Here is a 16,757-nt window from a genome sequence, read left to right on the forward strand (position 1 = left end):
GAAGTGGCATACGACGACTGTTCACTCGCACTACCTTTAGAGCTTTCGCGGCGCTGAAAAATATATCCGACGTGGGTATTACTGAGCATATAGATGTTTTAGCGGCGCTAAGCCGGTTTTAATTCTACCCAATTTATCAGTGATAACTCCGATGTATCAGTCGTTCGCACGCACTTCTGCCCGCGCCTCGTCGGCACTTCGCCCCTCGCGCAGGACGCTCTCAACGAACAGTTCGCCGGCGCGGTAGGACGACCGGACCATCGGACCCGAGGCACAGTACAGGAAGTCGAACTCCTCCTCGGCGACCCGCTGCCAGGTGTCGAAGGCGTCCGGATGGACGTACTCCGAGACCTCCAGATGCGAGCGGGAGGGCTGGAGGTACTGGCCGAACGTCACCACGTCGACGCCGGCCTGCCGGAGATCCGACAGCGTCTGGTACACCTCGTGGGCGTACTCGCCGACACCCAGCATCAGGCTGGTCTTGCTGTAGCAGTCGCTTTCGCGGTTGACCTGCCGAAGCACCGAGAGGGACTGCTCGTAGCCCGCCCGGCGGTCCCGGACCGGCCACTGGAGCCGGTCGACCGTCTCGATGTTGTGGGCGATGACGTCCGGGTCGGCGTCGATGATTTTCCGGACGAGGTACGGCTCACCCTGAAAATCGGGGATGAGACACTCGACGAGGATTGATGGGTCACGCTCTTTGATGGCCCGTATCGTCTCCGCGAAGTGACCTGCACCTTGGTCGGGCAGGTCGTCGCGGTCGACGCTGGTCAGCACCACGTAGTCCAGTCCGATCTCCGCGACGGCGTCGGCCACCTGCTGTGGCTCGTCGGAGTCCAGCGGGTCCATCCCGCCCGTCTCCACGTCACAGAAGTTACAGCCCCGCGAACAGCGGTCGCCCATCAGCATGAACGTGGCCGTCCCCGGTCCGTCGCGTCCGCTCCAGCACTCCCCGAGGTTGGGGCAGTTGGCTTCCTCACAGACCGTGTTGAGGTTTCGATCCCGGAGCGTCTGCTTGATATCGGTGAACCGCTCGCCCGACGGTGGCCGCATCTTCAGCCAGTCAGGCTTGCGCGAACGACTCATTACCGGGAGTTAGGTTGGGTCGGTCAAAAACGTGCGGGGGTCCTGTCCTCTGTCACACCCGTGTGGAAGGACAATCGGGCGGTCAGACGGCCCAGCCGAAACGACTGCCACCTGCGTACTCAAGGATGTCTCCGCTACTGCCCGCGTGCCCACCTCAGGCACGACAGACCGCAAGCATATGTGCGGACATATCCACGACCGTTCGGTCCGTCCGGAGTTCGTCTACGAGCGCCTGAACACCGGCCCGCTCGTGTGCTGACAGTTCGGCAGCGGTCTCTCGGAGCGATGGAGCGGCGAGTACTGACGCCAGCCCCTCCAGTCCGACCAGCGTCTCGACGGTTATCCCGCCCGCCTCCAGCAGTGCCTCGAACTCGTCGGCGCGGAAAAAATGGGTCTCGGTGAACGCCGCATTGTGATCGAGTTGCGCCACGAACGAACGGTCGTAATCGCCCGTTTCGGCGAGTTCGTCCGCGTTGACGAGGTGTTCCGACCTGCCGACCAGCGAGAGCACCAGCCAGTTGAGCCGCCCCATGACGGAGGCGAACACCGGACTTTCGGCTTTTGTCACCCGGTGAAGCTCCCGCACAGCGGCCGTCCGTTCGTCAGCGTCGAGTACATGTGACAGCGGCCCACCCAGACACAGCGTCGCGTCGAATACGTCCCGGTCAAACCCGAGATTGCGTACGTCGCCCGCCTCGACGGCCACTCGTCCTTCGTACCCGTGCTCGGCGACTTTTTCCTGTGCGATAGCTCGCTGACCCTCGCTGGGATCGACGAGTGTGACGTCGTACCCCTGTTCGGCCAGCCAGACAGCGTACCGACCAGCACCGCCGCCCACGTCGAGGACGTGTCCCGCGTCGGGGAGGTTTGCTTCGAGCTGTGCAACGGTCCCCGACCACTCCAACTGCCCGTGTAGCGTGGCTGTCAGGCGGTCCCACTCGCTCTCGTCGTTCTCGTCGTAATAGCTCTCGGGGTCGCTGATAGGCATACCTGCGCACTATCAGCCGGCTGAGTTAATTTTTGGGCAGCCGTGTGGGATGCTCGCATCGAGGGGCCATGTTTCGAAACCAGCGAATGGACTCGCTTCTCGCACACGTTCGCTCCCCCATAGAAACGCCTTTGCCGTCGCGGAACTGCGACTGTGACGTGTCATCCAGAACCGACAGCGAGCCGACTGTGGCGGTCGCGGAGGTGCTCCCCGAGTTCGCCGACGCGTTCCCGTTCGAGGAGTTCAACCGGATGCAGTCGGCGGCCCTGCCGGCCCTGCTGAACCGCGACGACAACGTCGTCGTCAGCGCGCCGACGGCCAGCGGGAAGACCGCGCTGGCGGAACTGGCCATCTGCAAGACGCTCGCCGAGGACGGGACCGCGCTCTTTCTCGCACCGCTGCGCGCGCTCACAAATGAGAAGGAAAGCGAGTGGGAGCGGTTCGAAGACTTGGGCTACTCCGTCTACGTCGTCACCGGCGAGCGGGATCTGAACCCCCGCCGCGCCGAGCGGGCCGACATCCTCGTGATGACGCCGGAGAAAGCCGACTCGGCCACCCGGAAACACGAGACCAGCCGCTACTCTTTTATTACTGACGTGGACTGCTGTGTCATCGACGAGGTCCACCTGCTGGACTCGGACCGTCGGGGGGCGGTGCTCGAAGTCACCGTCTCGCGGCTCCGTCGGCTCTGTGACCCGCGCGTGGTGGCGTTGTCGGCGACGATGCCGAACATCGACGACGTGGCCGACTGGCTCGACGCGCCCGATGAAACCACGTTCGCCTTCGGCGAGAAGTACCGTCCGGTCCCACTCAACGCCGACGTGAAGACCTACTCCCACGGTGAGAACGCCTTCGCCGACAAGTACCGGCGGCTCTACCGGGCACTCGACCTCGCCGAGCCACACATCCGTGAGGAGGGGCAGGCGCTCGTCTTCGTCTCCTCGCGTCAAGACACGGTGCAGGCCGCCAAGAAGGCCCGCGACGAGATTACCGAACGCGACATCCCCATGGGCGCACGCGGGGACTACGACTTCCACAACGACGCCGCCGATCTCTCGAACGACACGCTCCGCCAGTCCGTACTGGACGGCGTGGGCTTTCACCACGCCGGCCTCGCGCGCGAGGACAAGAACAGAGTCGAGCAGTGGTTCAAGGAGGGCAAGATTCAGCTCCTCTTCTCGACCTCGACGCTCGCGTGGGGTGTGAACCTCCCCGCCCGCTGTGTCGTCATCCGCGACACCAAACTGCACGATCCGCTCGAAGGCGAGGTCGACATGAGCCCGCTCGACGTGCTCCAGATGCTCGGTCGCGCGGGCCGGCCCGGCTACGACGACATGGGCTACGCCTGGGTCGTCTGTGACCGCTCGGACGCCGACAAGTATCGCCGCCTGCTCCGGGACGGCAAGGAGATTGAGTCACGGCTGGCCGCCGAACTCGACGCCCACCTGAACGCCGAAATCGCACTCGGGACCATCGACGATGTGGACGACGTGATGGACTGGCTCGCGACCACGTTTTACTACGCCCGCTCGCAGTCGGCTCCCGACGAGTATGACGCCGGGAGCGACCTCCGAAACCGGGTCAGCGACACGCTCTCGGCGCTCGTCGACGAGGGCTTCGTCGAACAGGACGGCCTCAACGTCGAGCCGACGCGGCTCGGCCAGCTAGCATCGAAGTTCTACCTCCGGCTGTCGACCGCACGCCGGTTTGCGGATGTCGCCGAACGCTGTCAGGACGCCGCAGACCCGAATTCCGCCGTCTCTGTGGACGCTGACGACCTGCTGACTGCGGTGGCCGGCGCAACCGAGTTCGATAGTGTCAGTGCCCGCTCCGACGAGGAAGACGCCGTCCACGCAGTTCTGGGAGACAGCGTCGACGACAGCCTCGACGCCGGCCAGCGCAAGGTGCTGGCCATCCTCCGCTCGGGTATGACCGGGACGACGCCCACAGAACTCAAAAGCGACGCGTGGGTCATCCGCCAAAACGCCCTTCGCCTGCTAGCCGCGATGCGGGAGTTCGTCGACACGCTGGGCCCGGCCCGCTACGCAAACCTCGCGTGTCGGGTCGAAGCTCGCGTCGAACACGGCATCAGCGCCGACGCGGTGGGGCTGACAGCCATCGACGGTGTTGCCAGCGGCCGTGCGGGCAAGCTCGCCGCGGCGGGCCTCACGTCGCCCGCTGATGTGGTCGAAGCCGGTGAAGACGGCCTCGTCCGTGCCGGCCTCTCCGAGGGCGTTGCCGAGCAAGTGCTTGCCAACGCCCGCGACCTCCCTGTCGTCTCCATCGACTGGGGCGATTTCCCCGAGACAATCGCGCCCGGCGACAACGATATGCGGGAGGTAACGGTCGAAAACACCGGCGGCAGCGCCCGCGCGGGCCTTCGGGTCACGGTTAACGGGCGTGAGATGACCGCCAAACCGTCGTATCTCGGTCAGGCCACGCTTCCGGTTGCTGTCTTCGGCGCGGATGCCGACGAACTCACCTTTACTGTCGAAGTCGCGTTCCCCGCGCTGCCGCTTCCGACGATTACCGAAACTCGGTCAGTTCTCGTTCGGTAACGGCCGTTTCGATTGCCACTCTGAAACGAACTTAGAACTCTCGATAAAATTTATAAACACTTCTCGAAGCGTTATTCTCCTCCGTGAAACATCGCTGAAAGGTGCTGAAATCCGGTTAATATTCCGAAAAGAGTTCGAATTTTCCCCAAGGGTCTGGCGTTTATATGGGGGTCTGGGTTCTTACGAAGAACTGAGGAAGCCCACCATGTCCAGTGCATCGCCCTTCCGTTCCCCGATGGAAGCTGCCCCCAGTAGCGCCGCCCTCCGATCGCTCACTCGTCCCCTACAGTTCATCGCGTTCTGGCTGGCTATCGTCACGCCACTGGCGTACCCGCCGCTGCTGCTGGGCGGACTGGACAGCCAGAGCTTCCTCATCTTCGTGGGTGTCGTTGCCCTCAACGTCTTCGGCCTGCTGGCGGGCCGAGGATACGGTGATCCCGCCTGACCTGGCCGGGACTTCCTCCCCTCCATGCTGGCATTTCCGGCACGCAGCTTTCTGGTTTCGTGCCCTTGAATCTCTGCCCACCGTACTAACACCTGCCCGGTATTGTCCCTCGGTCTCTGGTTCAGTTCCGTATCGGATCACCCACCTTCTCTGACCCTCTCCCCATGTCCGAAAAAACGCTATACCGGCTGTTACACACCGCCTAACAGCACCTGTCGCAGCGACGCGGTGTCGTCCGCGATCTCGTGGACCATCGACAGGTCAGTCTCGTCACCGTCACCGCGGAACCCGACAGTCGTCATCCCAGCGGCGACGGCGGCACGTGCGCCCGCGGTGGAATCTTCGACGGCCCAGCAGTCCTCAGGCGTGACGCCCAGTTCCGCCGCACCTCGCTCGTAGATATCCGGCTCCGGCTTGCCGGGGCCGTCGATGTCGCCGGCGCTGATGGCGACGTCGAACTTCGAGAGGAGGTCGAAGCGCCCGTCGGCCACGTCGATCCAGGCCCACGGTGCGGAGGTCGTCAGCGCTAGCGCCACGCCGGCGTCCCGCAGGTCGTCGAGCAGTTCGTGTGCCCCGTCGAGGAAGGTTGCTTCTTCGCTGTAAATCCGCTCGCCGTGCTCCTCGAACAGTCTCTCGAATGCCTCCTGGCCGATTTCGAGGTCGTACTCCGCGGCGAGGTCCGGATACACTTCTCGGTAGTTCCGACCGGTAATCGCGGACAGGGGGATATCGTCGTTCGGTGCGGCCGTTGGGAGGATCTCCTCGCGCTGTGCACGGACCCAGTGATCTTCGGACTGGACGAGCACGCCGTCCATATCGAAACAGACCGCGGCCGGTGGTTTGCTCATTGCCTCCCTGTCGCCCGGCGACGGCTTTGGCTGTTGCGACTCCGGCAGCGACGACCACGCTACGAAGCCCCGCTCACCGACTGAGGGTTTAAGTACCGGAACCCGGGCAGGACGGTCCATGCACGACGGAACCCGTGTGATTGCTGGCGAGTGTACGACTGTCTTCGAGGGAACACGCGAGCGAGAGCAGCGCGGCGACGTGCTCGTCGTCGTCAAACCGGACAACACTGTTCTCGTTCACGATGCCGAAGGATATCAGCCGGTCGCGTGGCTCACGCGCGCCGAAAGCGTCACCATCGACAACGGAGCGGTGACTGCCCGCGACGGCGACGAACTCCTCCGGGTGGTCACTCACGAGGAACACGGTAGCGCCCGCTACCCGGCCTCGAATGCCGGTGTCCCGGTACGCGACTGCCCCGACTGTGCCGGGACGCTGGTCCGTGCCCGAAGCGAGGTCACCTGTACCGGCTGTGACGCCGCCTACGGGATTCCGAGCGATGCCGCGGTCACTGGCGGCCGCTGTGACGACTGCGGACTCCCGACACTTCGGGTGGAACGTGGCCGAGCCTTCGAACTGTGCCTCGACCGGGAGTGTGACTCACTGGACGACGCCGTCACCGCGGCCTTCGACCGCGAGTGGGACTGTCCCAACTGTGATGGCGACCTGCTGATTCTCCGCCGTGGCGGTCTGCTCGCCGGCTGTGAGCACTATCCCGACTGTGACACCGGCTTCTCGATGCCGTCCGGCGTGGTCGTCGGCGACTGTGACTGCGGCCTGCCGCTGTTCGAAACCGCTGGCGGCACGCGCTGTTTGGACAGTTCCTGCGAAGCACGGGGGTGAAGGCTGGGCCTCCACACCTGTACCATCCAGTTTCGCTGACGGCTCGGACCCGTAGGGGCTTTGTCGCCGCGGGGGTCACGTCAGAGCATGGAACTGACGCTTGAGGGCGATGTCGTGCGGGCCGGCTACGAGGCGCGCGAGCGGTTCTACGACTCGCGCGGGTACGGGAAGGTCCGCAACGGCGACATCGACCTGGCTCCGGTGGAGGCCGCACACCTCCTCTACCGCGGGGATATCGAGAGCATCGACGGCATGGACTTCCGGGCGTTCCTCGGGTCGGCGGCCGTCTCTGAGGTCGACTTTGCCGTCTACAAAGACCTCCGTGATCGCGGTTTTTACCTCACGCCGGCCCGCGAGGGATGGGTCGATGACGCCGCAGGCACAGACTTCGTGGTCTACCCGCGCGGGAAGGGGCCGTGGGACGACGAGGTCGCCTACCGCGTCCGGGTTATCGGCGAGCGCGACACCGCCGATGCCGCGGCGCTGGGCGACTGCGTGCTAGCGGTCGTCGATGAGGAGAGCGAAGTCACCTATCTCGATACCGACCGGCGAGATGTCGACGGGACCAGCGACGCTGTCGTCCCGACGACGGAGGGGGAGCTGCTCGCCGAGCGGGTGGTGTGCTGGGAACCGCCGGCGGAGCTGTACGACCAGGCGTTCTACGGCCAGCGACTCGGCGACGACGGCGCGGTCCAGCTCTCGCTTGTCGAGGCCGCGTATCTCGCACAGGAGGATTTGCTTACGGTCGATGGCGGGGCTGACGCTGTCGTTGAGCGGGGCCGCGAGGTCGAAGGTGACCGCTTCGACCGCCGGCTGGCCGTCTATGCGGCGCTGCGAGCGAGCGGTGTCGCGCCGAAGACCGGCTTCAAGTTCGGCGCGGACTTCCGGACCTACGCTGACGTCGAAAGTGCCGACAACCTCGGGCACTCGGAGCTACTGGTGCGGGTGCTGCCGGCCGATCACCGCTTCGAGCCGCGGGATCTCGCACTGGACGTGCGGCTCGCCCACGGCGTCCGGAAGACGATGGTGTTCGCGCTCACGACGGACGACGGTGACGGCGACATCGAGTGGATCGCAGTCGAGCGATTGACCCCCTGAGTTGACCAAGCGCCGTGGTCGGCCGGTTGGTGTCTGTCCGCCGGTCCGGTCGGCGCACCGAAACGAACCCTTTTTGCGCCGACCGGAACCAAAGCACCTGTAACGTGGCTCACCGCGAGCCGACCACACCCATGACAACGGACGACTCCCACCACGACGACGCATCGCCCGACGAGGACCGCCGCCAGTCGGGCGGAGCGTGGCGGGAGCCTGACACCCGCTCCGGCGGCGACCCGGTGCTACCGGACGGCGGCACTGAGGCCGAAGGGGCCGACGAGGCGACGCTCGACCCATGGGGCTCCTCGACTATCGCCGACTACCGTAAGCTGTTCGAGCAGTTCGGCATCGAGGAGTTCGACGAGGTGCTCCCCGAAGTCCCCAACCCTCACTACCTGATGCGGCGGGGCGTCATCTTCGGCCACCGGGACTACCGACCGGTCGCCGAGGCGATGCGCAACGACGAACCCTTCGCCGCGCTGTCGGGGTTCATGCCGACTGGCGATCCGCACATCGGGCACAAGCTCGTCTTCGACGAGATCATCTGGCATCAACAGCAGGGCGGGGACGCCTACGCACTTATCGCGGACCTTGAAGCCCACAGCGCCCGCGGGCTGTCGTGGGACGAAATCGACGAGCACGCGACGAACTACCTGTTGTCGCTGCTCGCGCTCGGGTTCGACCCCGACGAGGGCACGCTGTACCGCCAGTCCGACAACCGTGAGGTGCAGGACCTCGCCTTTGAACTCGGCGCGGAGGCGAACTTCTCGGAGCTGCAGGCCATCTACGACTTCGACGGCGAGACGGATGTCTCGCACATGCAATCGGTCGTCACGCAGATGGCCGACATCCTCTATCCGCAACTGGACGAGCCCAAGCCAACGGTCATCCCCGTCGGCCCGGATCAGGACCCGCACATGCGGCTGGCACGGGACCTCGCCGCGCGGATGCGGTACTTCGGCGTGACGGAAGCCTTCGCCAGTTTCGAGGCCGACGGGGTCGAGCGGACACTGCTCCGGCAGGCTTACGACGCCCGCGAGGACTACGCCGAGGACGCCGACCGACCTCGGTGTGGCGAGGCCGCCGACTGGCTGCGCGAGCACCAGCCAGCGCCCGCCAACGCCCGTGAGTCCGTCGTCGCGAAACTCGACGAAGCCGGGAAGGAACCGCTCCGACCACGGATCCGATTCCTCGACCGTAACGCCACAGACGAGGCTTTCGAGGCGCTCATCGAGGCTATCGACGGCGAAAAGCGGGTGTACGACGAGCACATCGACACCTTCGACTTGGACCACGCCGAGGCCGAGGAACTGGCCCGGCAGGTCGAACTTGACAACGGCGGCTACGGCTTCCAGCCGCCGTCCTCGATCTATCACCGGTTCATGACCGGCCTCACCGGCGGCAAAATGTCCTCATCGATTCCAGCCTCGCACATCTCGCTGCTGGACGACCCAGAGGACGGCTACGACAAAGTGAAATCGGCGACTACCGGCGGTCGCTCCACAGCCGAGGAACAGCGTGAGAAAGGCGGCAAAGCTGACGAGTGTCCGGTGTACGAGCTGTACGCCTACCTGCTCTCGGGTGACGACGACGAGTTCGCGAAAGAAGTGTACGATGAGTGCGTCGGCGGCGAACGTCTCTGTGGCGGCTGTAAGGAACAGGCCGCCGAACTGATGGAGCAGTTCCTCGAAGAACACCAGGAGAAACGCGCGGAGTGGGAAGACAGGCTCGAGGAGCTCGACATCGACCTCGACTCCGACCGCGCACCGACGAGCGCGGACTGAGAACCGCTCCTTTCGTGTCGAGACGAGCACACGCACAACGTTTATATCTACCAGTCACAACCGCTCAGACATGGCACCCGAATCCCACCGTGCCGGCGTCGTTCGCCAGCTATCCGATAGTCCGGGGTTCGGCTTCTTTTTCGCTGCCTGACCGCGCGTGGACTCTGACGGCGTCGAGAGGCGTGGTCGGACGAAACCGCGAGCAGGAAGTGAGAACCGTTAACTGAGCGACCCGCGGTTATCCCCACAAGACCGAGACACCCGTATGAAACGACCACAGGCACAGGTGGCCGTCCTGCAGGCCGCCGACGCACAGGAAGACAGGCGAATCGACGACGTGGCTGCAGAGGCTGACCTCAAGCCCGAAGCGGCCACCAGAGCGGCGTTCGAACTCGAAGCTGACGGGCTGGTGTCCGTCTCCGAGGAGACGCTGGAACACTACGAACTCACTGACGAGGGCGACCGGTACATCCGGGAGAGTCTGCCAGAACAGGACCTTTACGAGGCCGCTATCGACGCCGGCGCGGCCGACGGCCCGGTCCAGATGGGACAGGTCATCGGCGCGTCCGGCCTCGAAGGCGGCGCAGTCGACATCGCGCTCTCGAACTACGCCCGCAAGGCCTACGGCAGCATCGAAAGCGGCGAGATCACGGCCAACCAAGACGCCGATCCCGGGTCCGACCCCGAGATGCTGGCGCTGGAGGCTGTCGCAGACAGGCGCGTCGAGGACGCTGACACGGACGCGCTCGATCAGCTGGAACGGCGTGGCCTCCTCGATGTGCGTGAGGAAACCGTCCGCTCGGTCCAGCTCACTGACGACGGTGTCACCGCGCTGATGGAAGGTGTCGAAGCCGCCGAGACAGTCGACCAGCTTACCCCTGAGATGCTCACCAGCGGCGAGTGGGAGGACGTTGCTTTCACCGAGTACAACGTCGAGGCTGACGCCGAAGACGTGAGTCACGGCAAGGAGCACATCCTCCGCCAGACGGCAAACCGCGTGAAGGACACGCTCGTCGGCATGGGCTTCTCCGAGATGGAAGGCCCTCATGCCGACGCTCAGTTCTGGATCAACGACTGCCTGTTCATGCCCCAGGACCACCCGGCCCGGACCCACTGGGATCAGTTCGCCCTGGAGGAGCCCGAAGAGATCGGTCACCTCCCTCCGGACCTCGTCGAACGGGTCCGCTCGGCCCACAAGGAGGGCGTCGGCCCTGACGGCGAGGGGTACCACTCGCCGTGGACCGAGGACATCGCCCGCGGGATGGACCTGCGCGGCCACACCACCTCGCTGTCGATGCGCTACCTCTCGGGCCATCAGGTCGGCGAACTCGACCCGCCCGAGCGCTACTTCAGCGTCGAGAAGGTGTACCGAAACGACACGCTCGACCCGACGCATCTGCTGGAGTTCTTCCAGATCGAGGGCTGGGTGATGGCCGAGGACCTTTCGGTGCGGGACCTGATGGGGACGTTCACGGAGTTCTACGAGCAGTTCGGTATCACCGACCTGGAGTTCAAGCCCCACTACAACCCCTACACGGAGCCGAGCTTCGAACTGTTCGGCACCCACCCCGAGACCGGCGAGGTCGTCGAGGTAGGTAACTCCGGGATTTTCCGCGACGAGGTGCTCACGCCGCTTGGCGTCGACTGTGACGTGATGGCGTGGGGCCTCTCGCTCGAACGACTACTCATGCTCATGTACGGCTTCGAGGATATCCGCGACGTGCACGGGACGCTGTGTGATCTTGAACTGCTGCGGGAGACGGAGGTGATCCGCTGATGCCAGTCGTCGATGTCGACCCCGACGAACTGCGGTATCTGACCGGGCACGACGAGAAAGACGACGACGAACTCAAATCGGACCTGTTCGATCTCGGCCTTGAATTCGAGGGCTGGACCGAAGACGACGAGTTCCAGCTGGAGTTCGCGCCGGACCGACTGGACCGCCTCTCCGTTGAGGGTGTCGCGCGGTCGCTTCGCTACCACTACGGCGACGACCGCGGCGTGGATATCCCCAACACGAACAGCGCCGACTGGACGATTGAGGTTGAGGACCAACCCGACGAGCGCCCCTACGTCACCGGCGCTATCGTCCGCGGCCTGGATATGGACGAGGCCGCACTGGAGTCACTCATCCAACTTCAGGAGAAGCTCCACGCGACGATGGGCCGCAAACGGGCGAAAGGCGCGATCGGCGTCCACGACCTCACGATGCTGAAAGGCGACTCGGTCACGGACGAGACGGGCAAGTCCATCACCTACACCAGCGCTGACCCCGACGAGGCCACGTTCGTCCCGCTGGACGCCGACGCGGAGATGACCCCCAGCGAGGTCATGGCGTCCCACGAGACCGGCCAGACCTACGGCGATCTCGTGGCCGATTTCGACCGTGTGCCGGCCATCTACGACGCCATCGGGCTGTTCTCGTTCCCGCCGGTCATCAACGGCCGCCGGACCGAGGTCAGCGTCGACTCCCGGGACCTGTTCATCGAGATGACCGGGACCGACCAGTGGACTATCGACCACATGTGCAACATCGTCTGCTACGCGCTCGCCGCCCGCGGCGGGCAGGTCGAGCAGGTCGACGTGTCCTACGCCGAGGATGCGCCCGGTGAGTACGCCGGCAAGACGCTGGAACGACCGGACTTCTCCGTTCGGACGAAGACGGTTACCCACGACCGCATCGAGTCCATTCTCGGCGTCTCGCTGGACAGCCGCGAGGTCATCGACTACGCCGAGCGGGCCGGTCTCGACGCCACCGAAACCGAATCCGATGACGGCATGTCCTACGAAGTCGAGGTTCCGCCGTACCGCGTCGATGTCATCCACCCGCTGGACATCATCGACGACATCGGCCGGGCACTCGGGTTCAACAGCCTCGAACCGACCTACCCCGACGTGTCGACGGTCGGCGGCCGCCACGAGCGGTCCAGGCTGGAGGACGCCGCCCGCGACGCGCTCGTCGGACTGGGCTTCGAGGACCTGCTGAACTTCCATATGATAAACGAGGTCGAGAACTTCGAGCGGATGGGGTTGGACCCCGACACCACGGGCGGGGATGTCGTCGGTCAGACCGACCCCGTCACCATCCAAGAGCCCTACAGCGAGGACTACACCATCCTCCGAACGTGGGCGCTCCCCTCTATCATGATGGTGTTGGAGAACAACACACACCGGAGCTACCCGCAGGACCTCGCCGAAATCGGGCTGGCCGCCGGTCTCGACGACTCGGAGAATACCGGCGTCGCCGAACACCGTACCGTCGCCGCCGCGCTCGCGCGCACGGACGCCTCGTACGAGGACGCGAAGGCTCGTCTGCAGGCGCTCGCCGACGCCTTCGACAAGGACCTCGAAACGCCACCAACCACGCATCCGTCGTTCATCGGCGGCCGCGCCGCCGAGGTCGTCCTTGACGGGGAGTCGGTCGGCGTCATCGGCGAAATTCATCCGAAAGTGCTTGTCGAACACGATCTGGAGCTGCCGGTCGCCGCCTTCGAGTTCCGTCTGGATGCACTGGAGTAAGTCCGGCTGAGCCGGCGAAGCGCTCCCTCGGCTCTACCTGTCGCTCGGATACACGTACTCTACGTCGCTCGGCTTCTCGGCTTCCTCTTCGTCGGTTTCGATGACGATGGTCGAAGAGAGCTTGTTGAACAGCCGCAGCCCTTCCTTCTCGTAGGCCAGCCAGCCGACGAGGATATCGAGGGGCAGCAGGAACGCTTTCCCGAAGCTCTCGATTGCCGCTGTCACGTAGTCGATGGCTTCGCCGCGTTCGTCCGTGACGGCGATGTTCATCACTATTTTCCCGACCGACTGCCCCTGCCGGCCTTCCAAGACCGTCCAGTACACGAAGAGGCCGAGCCCGTTCAGGCCGGTGAACGGAGTGGTACCCGAGAGGCCGCCGTTCAGGAGAGCGAACACGCCTGCGACCTCGCCCAGTGCGGAGAGGACGACACCGACGAGCAGGATGTCGAGAAGCCACGCGAGAAAGCGGTCGTCCCAGGATGCGATATGCAGCGTGCGGCGGGTGTCGGCCATGTCGCCGGTTCGCTGCAACTGTACTTCAAGATTTGCCAGCTACAGGTCCGCGCCGACGGCGTCCTCGACCGAGTCGAAGCCGTCCTCGGCGAGCAAGTCGAGCAGTCCAGAATTGATTTCGCGTGCGGTGGACGGACCGCGGTAGACCAGGCCGGTGTACAGCTGGACGAGCGAGGCCCCGGCGCGGATCTTCCGGTATGCGCCCTCCGCCGTCGAGATGCCACCGACGCCGACAACGGGCACGTCGACACGCTCGGCAACGAACCGAACCATCTCGGTCGCCTCGTTCTCGATTGGTTTCCCTGAGAGGCCGCCTGTCTCGACCGCGTTCGGCGAGCGCAGGCTGGCGGGCCGGTCCGTCGTCGTATTGGTCGCGACGACACCGTCGAGGTCGAGTTCGGTCACCAGATCGAGCGCGTCCTCGACCGCCGGTTCGGGAAGGTCCGGTGAGAGCTTCACGAGCAGCGGGGCCGCGCCCGCGTCCTGTAGCTCGCCGAGGATAGCCTCCATCGCGTCGCGGTTCTGCAGTTCCTCGAACCCCTCTGAGTTGGGACAGGAGACGTTGACGACGAAGAAGTCCCCACCTTCGGCGACGTGTTCATACGTGGTTCGGTAGTCTTCTGGGGCCTCATCCGTCCCGACGTGTTCCGTCTTGGCGATGTTGACGCCGACCGGGAACGGGGCGTCGACGTTCTTCAGTCGCTCGCCGATGACGATGGCCCCGTCGTTGTTCAGTCCCATCCGGTTGATTATCGCCTCGTCCTCTCTGAGCCGGAACATCCGCGGGCGGGCGTTCCCGGTCTGTGGCTCGGCCGTGACACCGCCGACTTCGGCGAAGCCGAAGCCTAGTGACGCCAGCGCACTGGGGATGGTGGCGTTCTTGTCGAAACCGGCAGCGACTCCGACGGGGTTGTCGAACGTGTAACCGAACGCCTCCACTGCGAGCCGGTCGTCAGTGACGGTGTAGCGGTCGGCCATCGCGTCGGCGATTCGGGTTCCATCAACTGCCTCTAACAGTCGATGGACGCTCCGGTTGGCGGTTTCTGCTGGCAGCGAAAACAGGAGTGGTTTCGCGATATCGTAGGGTCTCATTGTGTGGGTGTTCGGGTTAGCTCGAAGAACGGTGGTGACTGACCGATTTCGGGCGTCGGCCCAACAGCCCCGCCCAGTGGCACTGTGTCACCGTCGATGGTGCCTCAAAAGTCGTGTTCGACCTCTTCCGGGTCGGCTTTCTGGATAATAATTTTGTTGTCGCGGACGCGGACGAACACTTCGTCACCGATCTCCATCCCGGCGACGGCTAGCTCGTCTTCGTGAATGTTGATATGTACGTTGTGGTACTCGCCGTCCTCATCTTTGGCGCCACTCGGGCTGAGCTTCTTCTTTCGCACCATCGCGCTATCCTACTCCGCACTTCACCGCAGGATACACTTAAGTCTACCGTGCCGTCGGTCGCTGGCTGGCGGTTTTGTGGACGCGCGTGACGATTTCGGCCCGAATATCTGGCTTGAGCCAGCCGGTTTGCAGGTTCGAACTGGTACGCAGCGGCACCACTGTATAAAAGCATCCCCCGACGGAGGGCGGATTGGGGGGTATATTTATGTTCTGCCATGTGCTGAATTGGCATGGAGCGGTGAAATCCATGGCACCCGACAGTGACAAGCGCAACTTCGCACTGCGCGAAGACGGTGACGAATCGAGCGTCTTCTCGGGCGGAACACCTCGGCAGGCTGCGCTGAAGGCAGCACGTCGACTTGAGCCGGCCGACGGTGAAGATCAGGCTGACCCTGAGGAGATACGACTACGGGAGAAAGGAACCCACAAAGTCCACATCTACGAAGCGTGGGCATGGGTCGAGGAGGCACCCGACGACAAACCCGACTGGATGCCCGGCGATATCACGAAAGGGAACGTCTCGAAGCAGGGCGTCGAACACCTAGACGAGATCTAGGTCGAATTCCCGACATTTTTGCTGGCCTTCGAAGTTGACGCCTTGACATACGCATCCACGTGCGCGCGAGGACAGTAGGGGGCATCTGTCACAGCTATCTGTTCCGTAATCCATACTCCCTGTTCATAGACGTGTGGGACACTCACACCCGTGTAATCGCGGCCCGCAGACGATCTCCTTCGACGGGGTTAAGTGTGGCTCACCCATCGAAATGAAATGCGAACGCGGTCAGGGGCCGACGCCCCCGAACGAACGCACTCGTTCCGATGCCCTTAAGTGTAACAGGGCGTTCGGAATGAACGCGAAGGTCGCTCGCGTCGTGCGGTTCGACGCGAGCCCGATCCGACGCCCTTAAGTGTAACAGGGCGTTCGGAATGAACGCGAACGACGTTCGGTCGGGAACATCGAACCCCTGCCGACACGGACCAGGCGGGATTAACTCGCCAACGAAACTCGAAGCCTTTATGGTGGCTTCGAGACAACAATCAGGTCCGAAGAAATGAGGATTCCACCCCTGCGGTCCGCCGTCAAGATGGGATCTGATGTTAGCCCTGATAGTTCGGTGACACTCGGTCGACGGGTGTCCTCGAACACCCTTCGATAGCGACCACACCCATTATATGGGTGTGATCCCGCCTAACCCCCCGGCCTTGTGCCGGGATACATTCCGGTTGATCCTGCCGGAGGCCATTGCTATCGGAGTCCGATTTAGCCATGCTAGTCGCACGGGCTTAGACCCGTGGCATATAGCTCAGTAACACGTGGCCAAACTACCCTACAGACCGCAATAACCTCGGGAAACTGAGGCCAATAGCGGATATAACTCTCATGCTGGAGTGCAGAGAGTTAGAAACGTTCCGGCGCTGTAGGATGTGGCTGCGGCCGATTAGGTAGATGGTGGGGTAATGGCCCACCATGCCGATAATCGGTACGGGTTGTGAGAGCAAGAACCCGGAGACGGTATCTGAGACAAGATACCGGGCCCTACGGGGCGCAGCAGGCGCGAAACCTTTACACTGCACGACAGTGCGATAGGGGGACTCCGAGTGCGAGGGCATATAGCCCTCGCTTTTCTGTACCGTAAGGTGGTACAGGAACAAGGACTGGGCAAGACCGGTGCCAGCCGCCG

General features: G+C 63.9%; 14 protein-coding genes and 1 rRNA gene (1 of these 15 running past the window's edge). 9 read left to right on the forward strand and 6 right to left on the reverse strand.

The annotated features are described in order from the left end of the window. Window positions 1-156: 156 nt before the first annotated feature. The gene (gene lipA / locus ACYJ11_RS07840; RefSeq protein WP_461647346.1) at window positions 157-1,086 is read right to left on the reverse strand and encodes a lipoyl synthase; all 930 of its coding nucleotides are present in this window, start codon (window positions 1,084-1,086) and stop codon (window positions 157-159) included. A gap of 154 nt (window positions 1,087-1,240) precedes the next feature. Further along, window positions 1,241-2,074, reverse strand: a complete 834-nt coding sequence (locus tag ACYJ11_RS07845) for a class I SAM-dependent methyltransferase (RefSeq protein WP_461647347.1) — start codon at window positions 2,072-2,074, stop codon at window positions 1,241-1,243. A gap of 188 nt (window positions 2,075-2,262) precedes the next feature. Here ACYJ11_RS07845 and ACYJ11_RS07850 point away from each other — a divergent pair, with 188 nt between their 5' ends. Together ACYJ11_RS07850 and ACYJ11_RS07855 are read left to right on the forward strand one after the other, a co-directional pair. Then, window positions 2,263-4,632, forward strand: coding sequence for a DEAD/DEAH box helicase (locus ACYJ11_RS07850; RefSeq protein WP_461647384.1), 2,370 nt, complete (start codon window positions 2,263-2,265; stop codon window positions 4,630-4,632). Window positions 4,633-4,837: 205 nt separating this feature from the next. Then, complete coding sequence (locus tag ACYJ11_RS07855; RefSeq protein WP_229775227.1) at window positions 4,838-5,077, forward strand: hypothetical protein; 240 nt, start codon at window positions 4,838-4,840, stop codon at window positions 5,075-5,077. Window positions 5,078-5,268: 191 nt separating this feature from the next. Here ACYJ11_RS07855 and ACYJ11_RS07860 read toward each other — a convergent pair whose 3' ends face one another. Further along, a complete protein-coding gene (locus ACYJ11_RS07860; protein ID WP_461647348.1) occupies window positions 5,269-5,925 on the reverse strand; it encodes an HAD family hydrolase in 657 nt (218 codons plus the stop codon). Window positions 5,926-6,043: 118 nt separating this feature from the next. Between ACYJ11_RS07860 and ACYJ11_RS07865 the strand changes: the two genes are divergently transcribed. From ACYJ11_RS07865 to pheT, 5 genes are all read left to right on the forward strand, one after another. Continuing rightward, the gene (locus tag ACYJ11_RS07865; RefSeq protein ID WP_461647349.1) at window positions 6,044-6,766 is read left to right on the forward strand and encodes a PDDEXK family nuclease; all 723 of its coding nucleotides are present in this window, start codon (window positions 6,044-6,046) and stop codon (window positions 6,764-6,766) included. Between the two features lie 87 nt (window positions 6,767-6,853). Further along, complete coding sequence (gene endA, locus ACYJ11_RS07870; RefSeq protein ID WP_461647350.1) at window positions 6,854-7,864, forward strand: tRNA-intron lyase; 1,011 nt, start codon at window positions 6,854-6,856, stop codon at window positions 7,862-7,864. Between the two features lie 131 nt (window positions 7,865-7,995). Then, a complete protein-coding gene (locus ACYJ11_RS07875) occupies window positions 7,996-9,645 on the forward strand; it encodes a tryptophan--tRNA ligase (protein WP_461647351.1) in 1,650 nt (549 codons plus the stop codon). A 265-nt stretch (window positions 9,646-9,910) separates the two neighbouring features. After that, entirely contained in the window at window positions 9,911-11,422 is a 1,512-nt protein-coding gene (gene pheS, locus ACYJ11_RS07880) for a phenylalanine--tRNA ligase subunit alpha (RefSeq protein ID WP_461647352.1), read from the forward strand. After that, the gene (gene pheT / locus ACYJ11_RS07885; RefSeq protein ID WP_461647353.1) at window positions 11,422-13,164 is read left to right on the forward strand and encodes a phenylalanine--tRNA ligase subunit beta; all 1,743 of its coding nucleotides are present in this window, start codon (window positions 11,422-11,424) and stop codon (window positions 13,162-13,164) included. The genes pheS and pheT overlap by 1 nt, the downstream gene beginning before the upstream one ends. 33 nt (window positions 13,165-13,197) lie before the next feature. Here pheT and ACYJ11_RS07890 read toward each other — a convergent pair whose 3' ends face one another. The 3 genes from ACYJ11_RS07890 to ACYJ11_RS07900 all read right to left on the reverse strand — a co-directional run bounded on the left by ACYJ11_RS07890 (window position 13,198) and on the right by ACYJ11_RS07900 (window position 15,071). After that, the gene (locus ACYJ11_RS07890) at window positions 13,198-13,677 is read right to left on the reverse strand and encodes an RDD family protein (RefSeq protein WP_461647354.1); all 480 of its coding nucleotides are present in this window, start codon (window positions 13,675-13,677) and stop codon (window positions 13,198-13,200) included. A gap of 39 nt (window positions 13,678-13,716) precedes the next feature. Further along, a complete protein-coding gene (locus ACYJ11_RS07895; RefSeq protein ID WP_461647355.1) occupies window positions 13,717-14,769 on the reverse strand; it encodes a quinone-dependent dihydroorotate dehydrogenase in 1,053 nt (350 codons plus the stop codon). A gap of 104 nt (window positions 14,770-14,873) precedes the next feature. After that, on the reverse strand, window positions 14,874-15,071 hold the full coding sequence (locus tag ACYJ11_RS07900) for a hypothetical protein (RefSeq protein WP_004516407.1): 198 nt from the start codon (window positions 15,069-15,071) through the stop codon (window positions 14,874-14,876). 248 nt (window positions 15,072-15,319) lie between these two features. Between ACYJ11_RS07900 and ACYJ11_RS07905 the strand changes: the two genes are divergently transcribed. After that, on the forward strand, window positions 15,320-15,628 hold the full coding sequence (locus tag ACYJ11_RS07905) for a non-histone chromosomal MC1 family protein (protein WP_004516406.1): 309 nt from the start codon (window positions 15,320-15,322) through the stop codon (window positions 15,626-15,628). Window positions 15,629-16,292: 664 nt separating this feature from the next. Beyond that, a 16S ribosomal RNA gene (locus tag ACYJ11_RS07910) occupies window positions 16,293-16,757 on the forward strand; it runs 1,007 nt beyond the window's last position.

The organism is Haloarcula sp. H-GB5, from assembly GCF_054850705.1.

What these genes read in the sequence shown, in the direction of transcription:
- lipA (WP_461647346.1), bottom strand. Translation starts at nt 1,086, where the DNA reads ATGAGTCGTTCGCGCAAGCCTGACTGGCTGAAGATGCGGCCACCGTCG.
- ACYJ11_RS07890 (WP_461647354.1), bottom strand. Translation starts at nt 13,677, where the DNA reads ATGGCCGACACCCGCCGCACGCTGCATATCGCATCCTGGGACGACCGC.
- pheS (WP_461647352.1), top strand. Translation starts at nt 9,911, where the DNA reads ATGAAACGACCACAGGCACAGGTGGCCGTCCTGCAGGCCGCCGACGCA.
- ACYJ11_RS07895 (WP_461647355.1), bottom strand. Translation starts at nt 14,769, where the DNA reads ATGAGACCCTACGATATCGCGAAACCACTCCTGTTTTCGCTGCCAGCA.
- endA (WP_461647350.1), top strand. Translation starts at nt 6,854, where the DNA reads ATGGAACTGACGCTTGAGGGCGATGTCGTGCGGGCCGGCTACGAGGCG.
- ACYJ11_RS07905 (WP_004516406.1), top strand. Translation starts at nt 15,320, where the DNA reads ATGGCACCCGACAGTGACAAGCGCAACTTCGCACTGCGCGAAGACGGT.
- ACYJ11_RS07855 (WP_229775227.1), top strand. Translation starts at nt 4,838, where the DNA reads ATGTCCAGTGCATCGCCCTTCCGTTCCCCGATGGAAGCTGCCCCCAGT.
- pheT (WP_461647353.1), top strand. Translation starts at nt 11,422, where the DNA reads ATGCCAGTCGTCGATGTCGACCCCGACGAACTGCGGTATCTGACCGGG.
- ACYJ11_RS07865 (WP_461647349.1), top strand. Translation starts at nt 6,044, where the DNA reads ATGCACGACGGAACCCGTGTGATTGCTGGCGAGTGTACGACTGTCTTC.
- ACYJ11_RS07875 (WP_461647351.1), top strand. Translation starts at nt 7,996, where the DNA reads ATGACAACGGACGACTCCCACCACGACGACGCATCGCCCGACGAGGAC.
- ACYJ11_RS07845 (WP_461647347.1), bottom strand. Translation starts at nt 2,074, where the DNA reads ATGCCTATCAGCGACCCCGAGAGCTATTACGACGAGAACGACGAGAGC.
- ACYJ11_RS07860 (WP_461647348.1), bottom strand. Translation starts at nt 5,925, where the DNA reads ATGAGCAAACCACCGGCCGCGGTCTGTTTCGATATGGACGGCGTGCTC.
- ACYJ11_RS07900 (WP_004516407.1), bottom strand. Translation starts at nt 15,071, where the DNA reads ATGGTGCGAAAGAAGAAGCTCAGCCCGAGTGGCGCCAAAGATGAGGAC.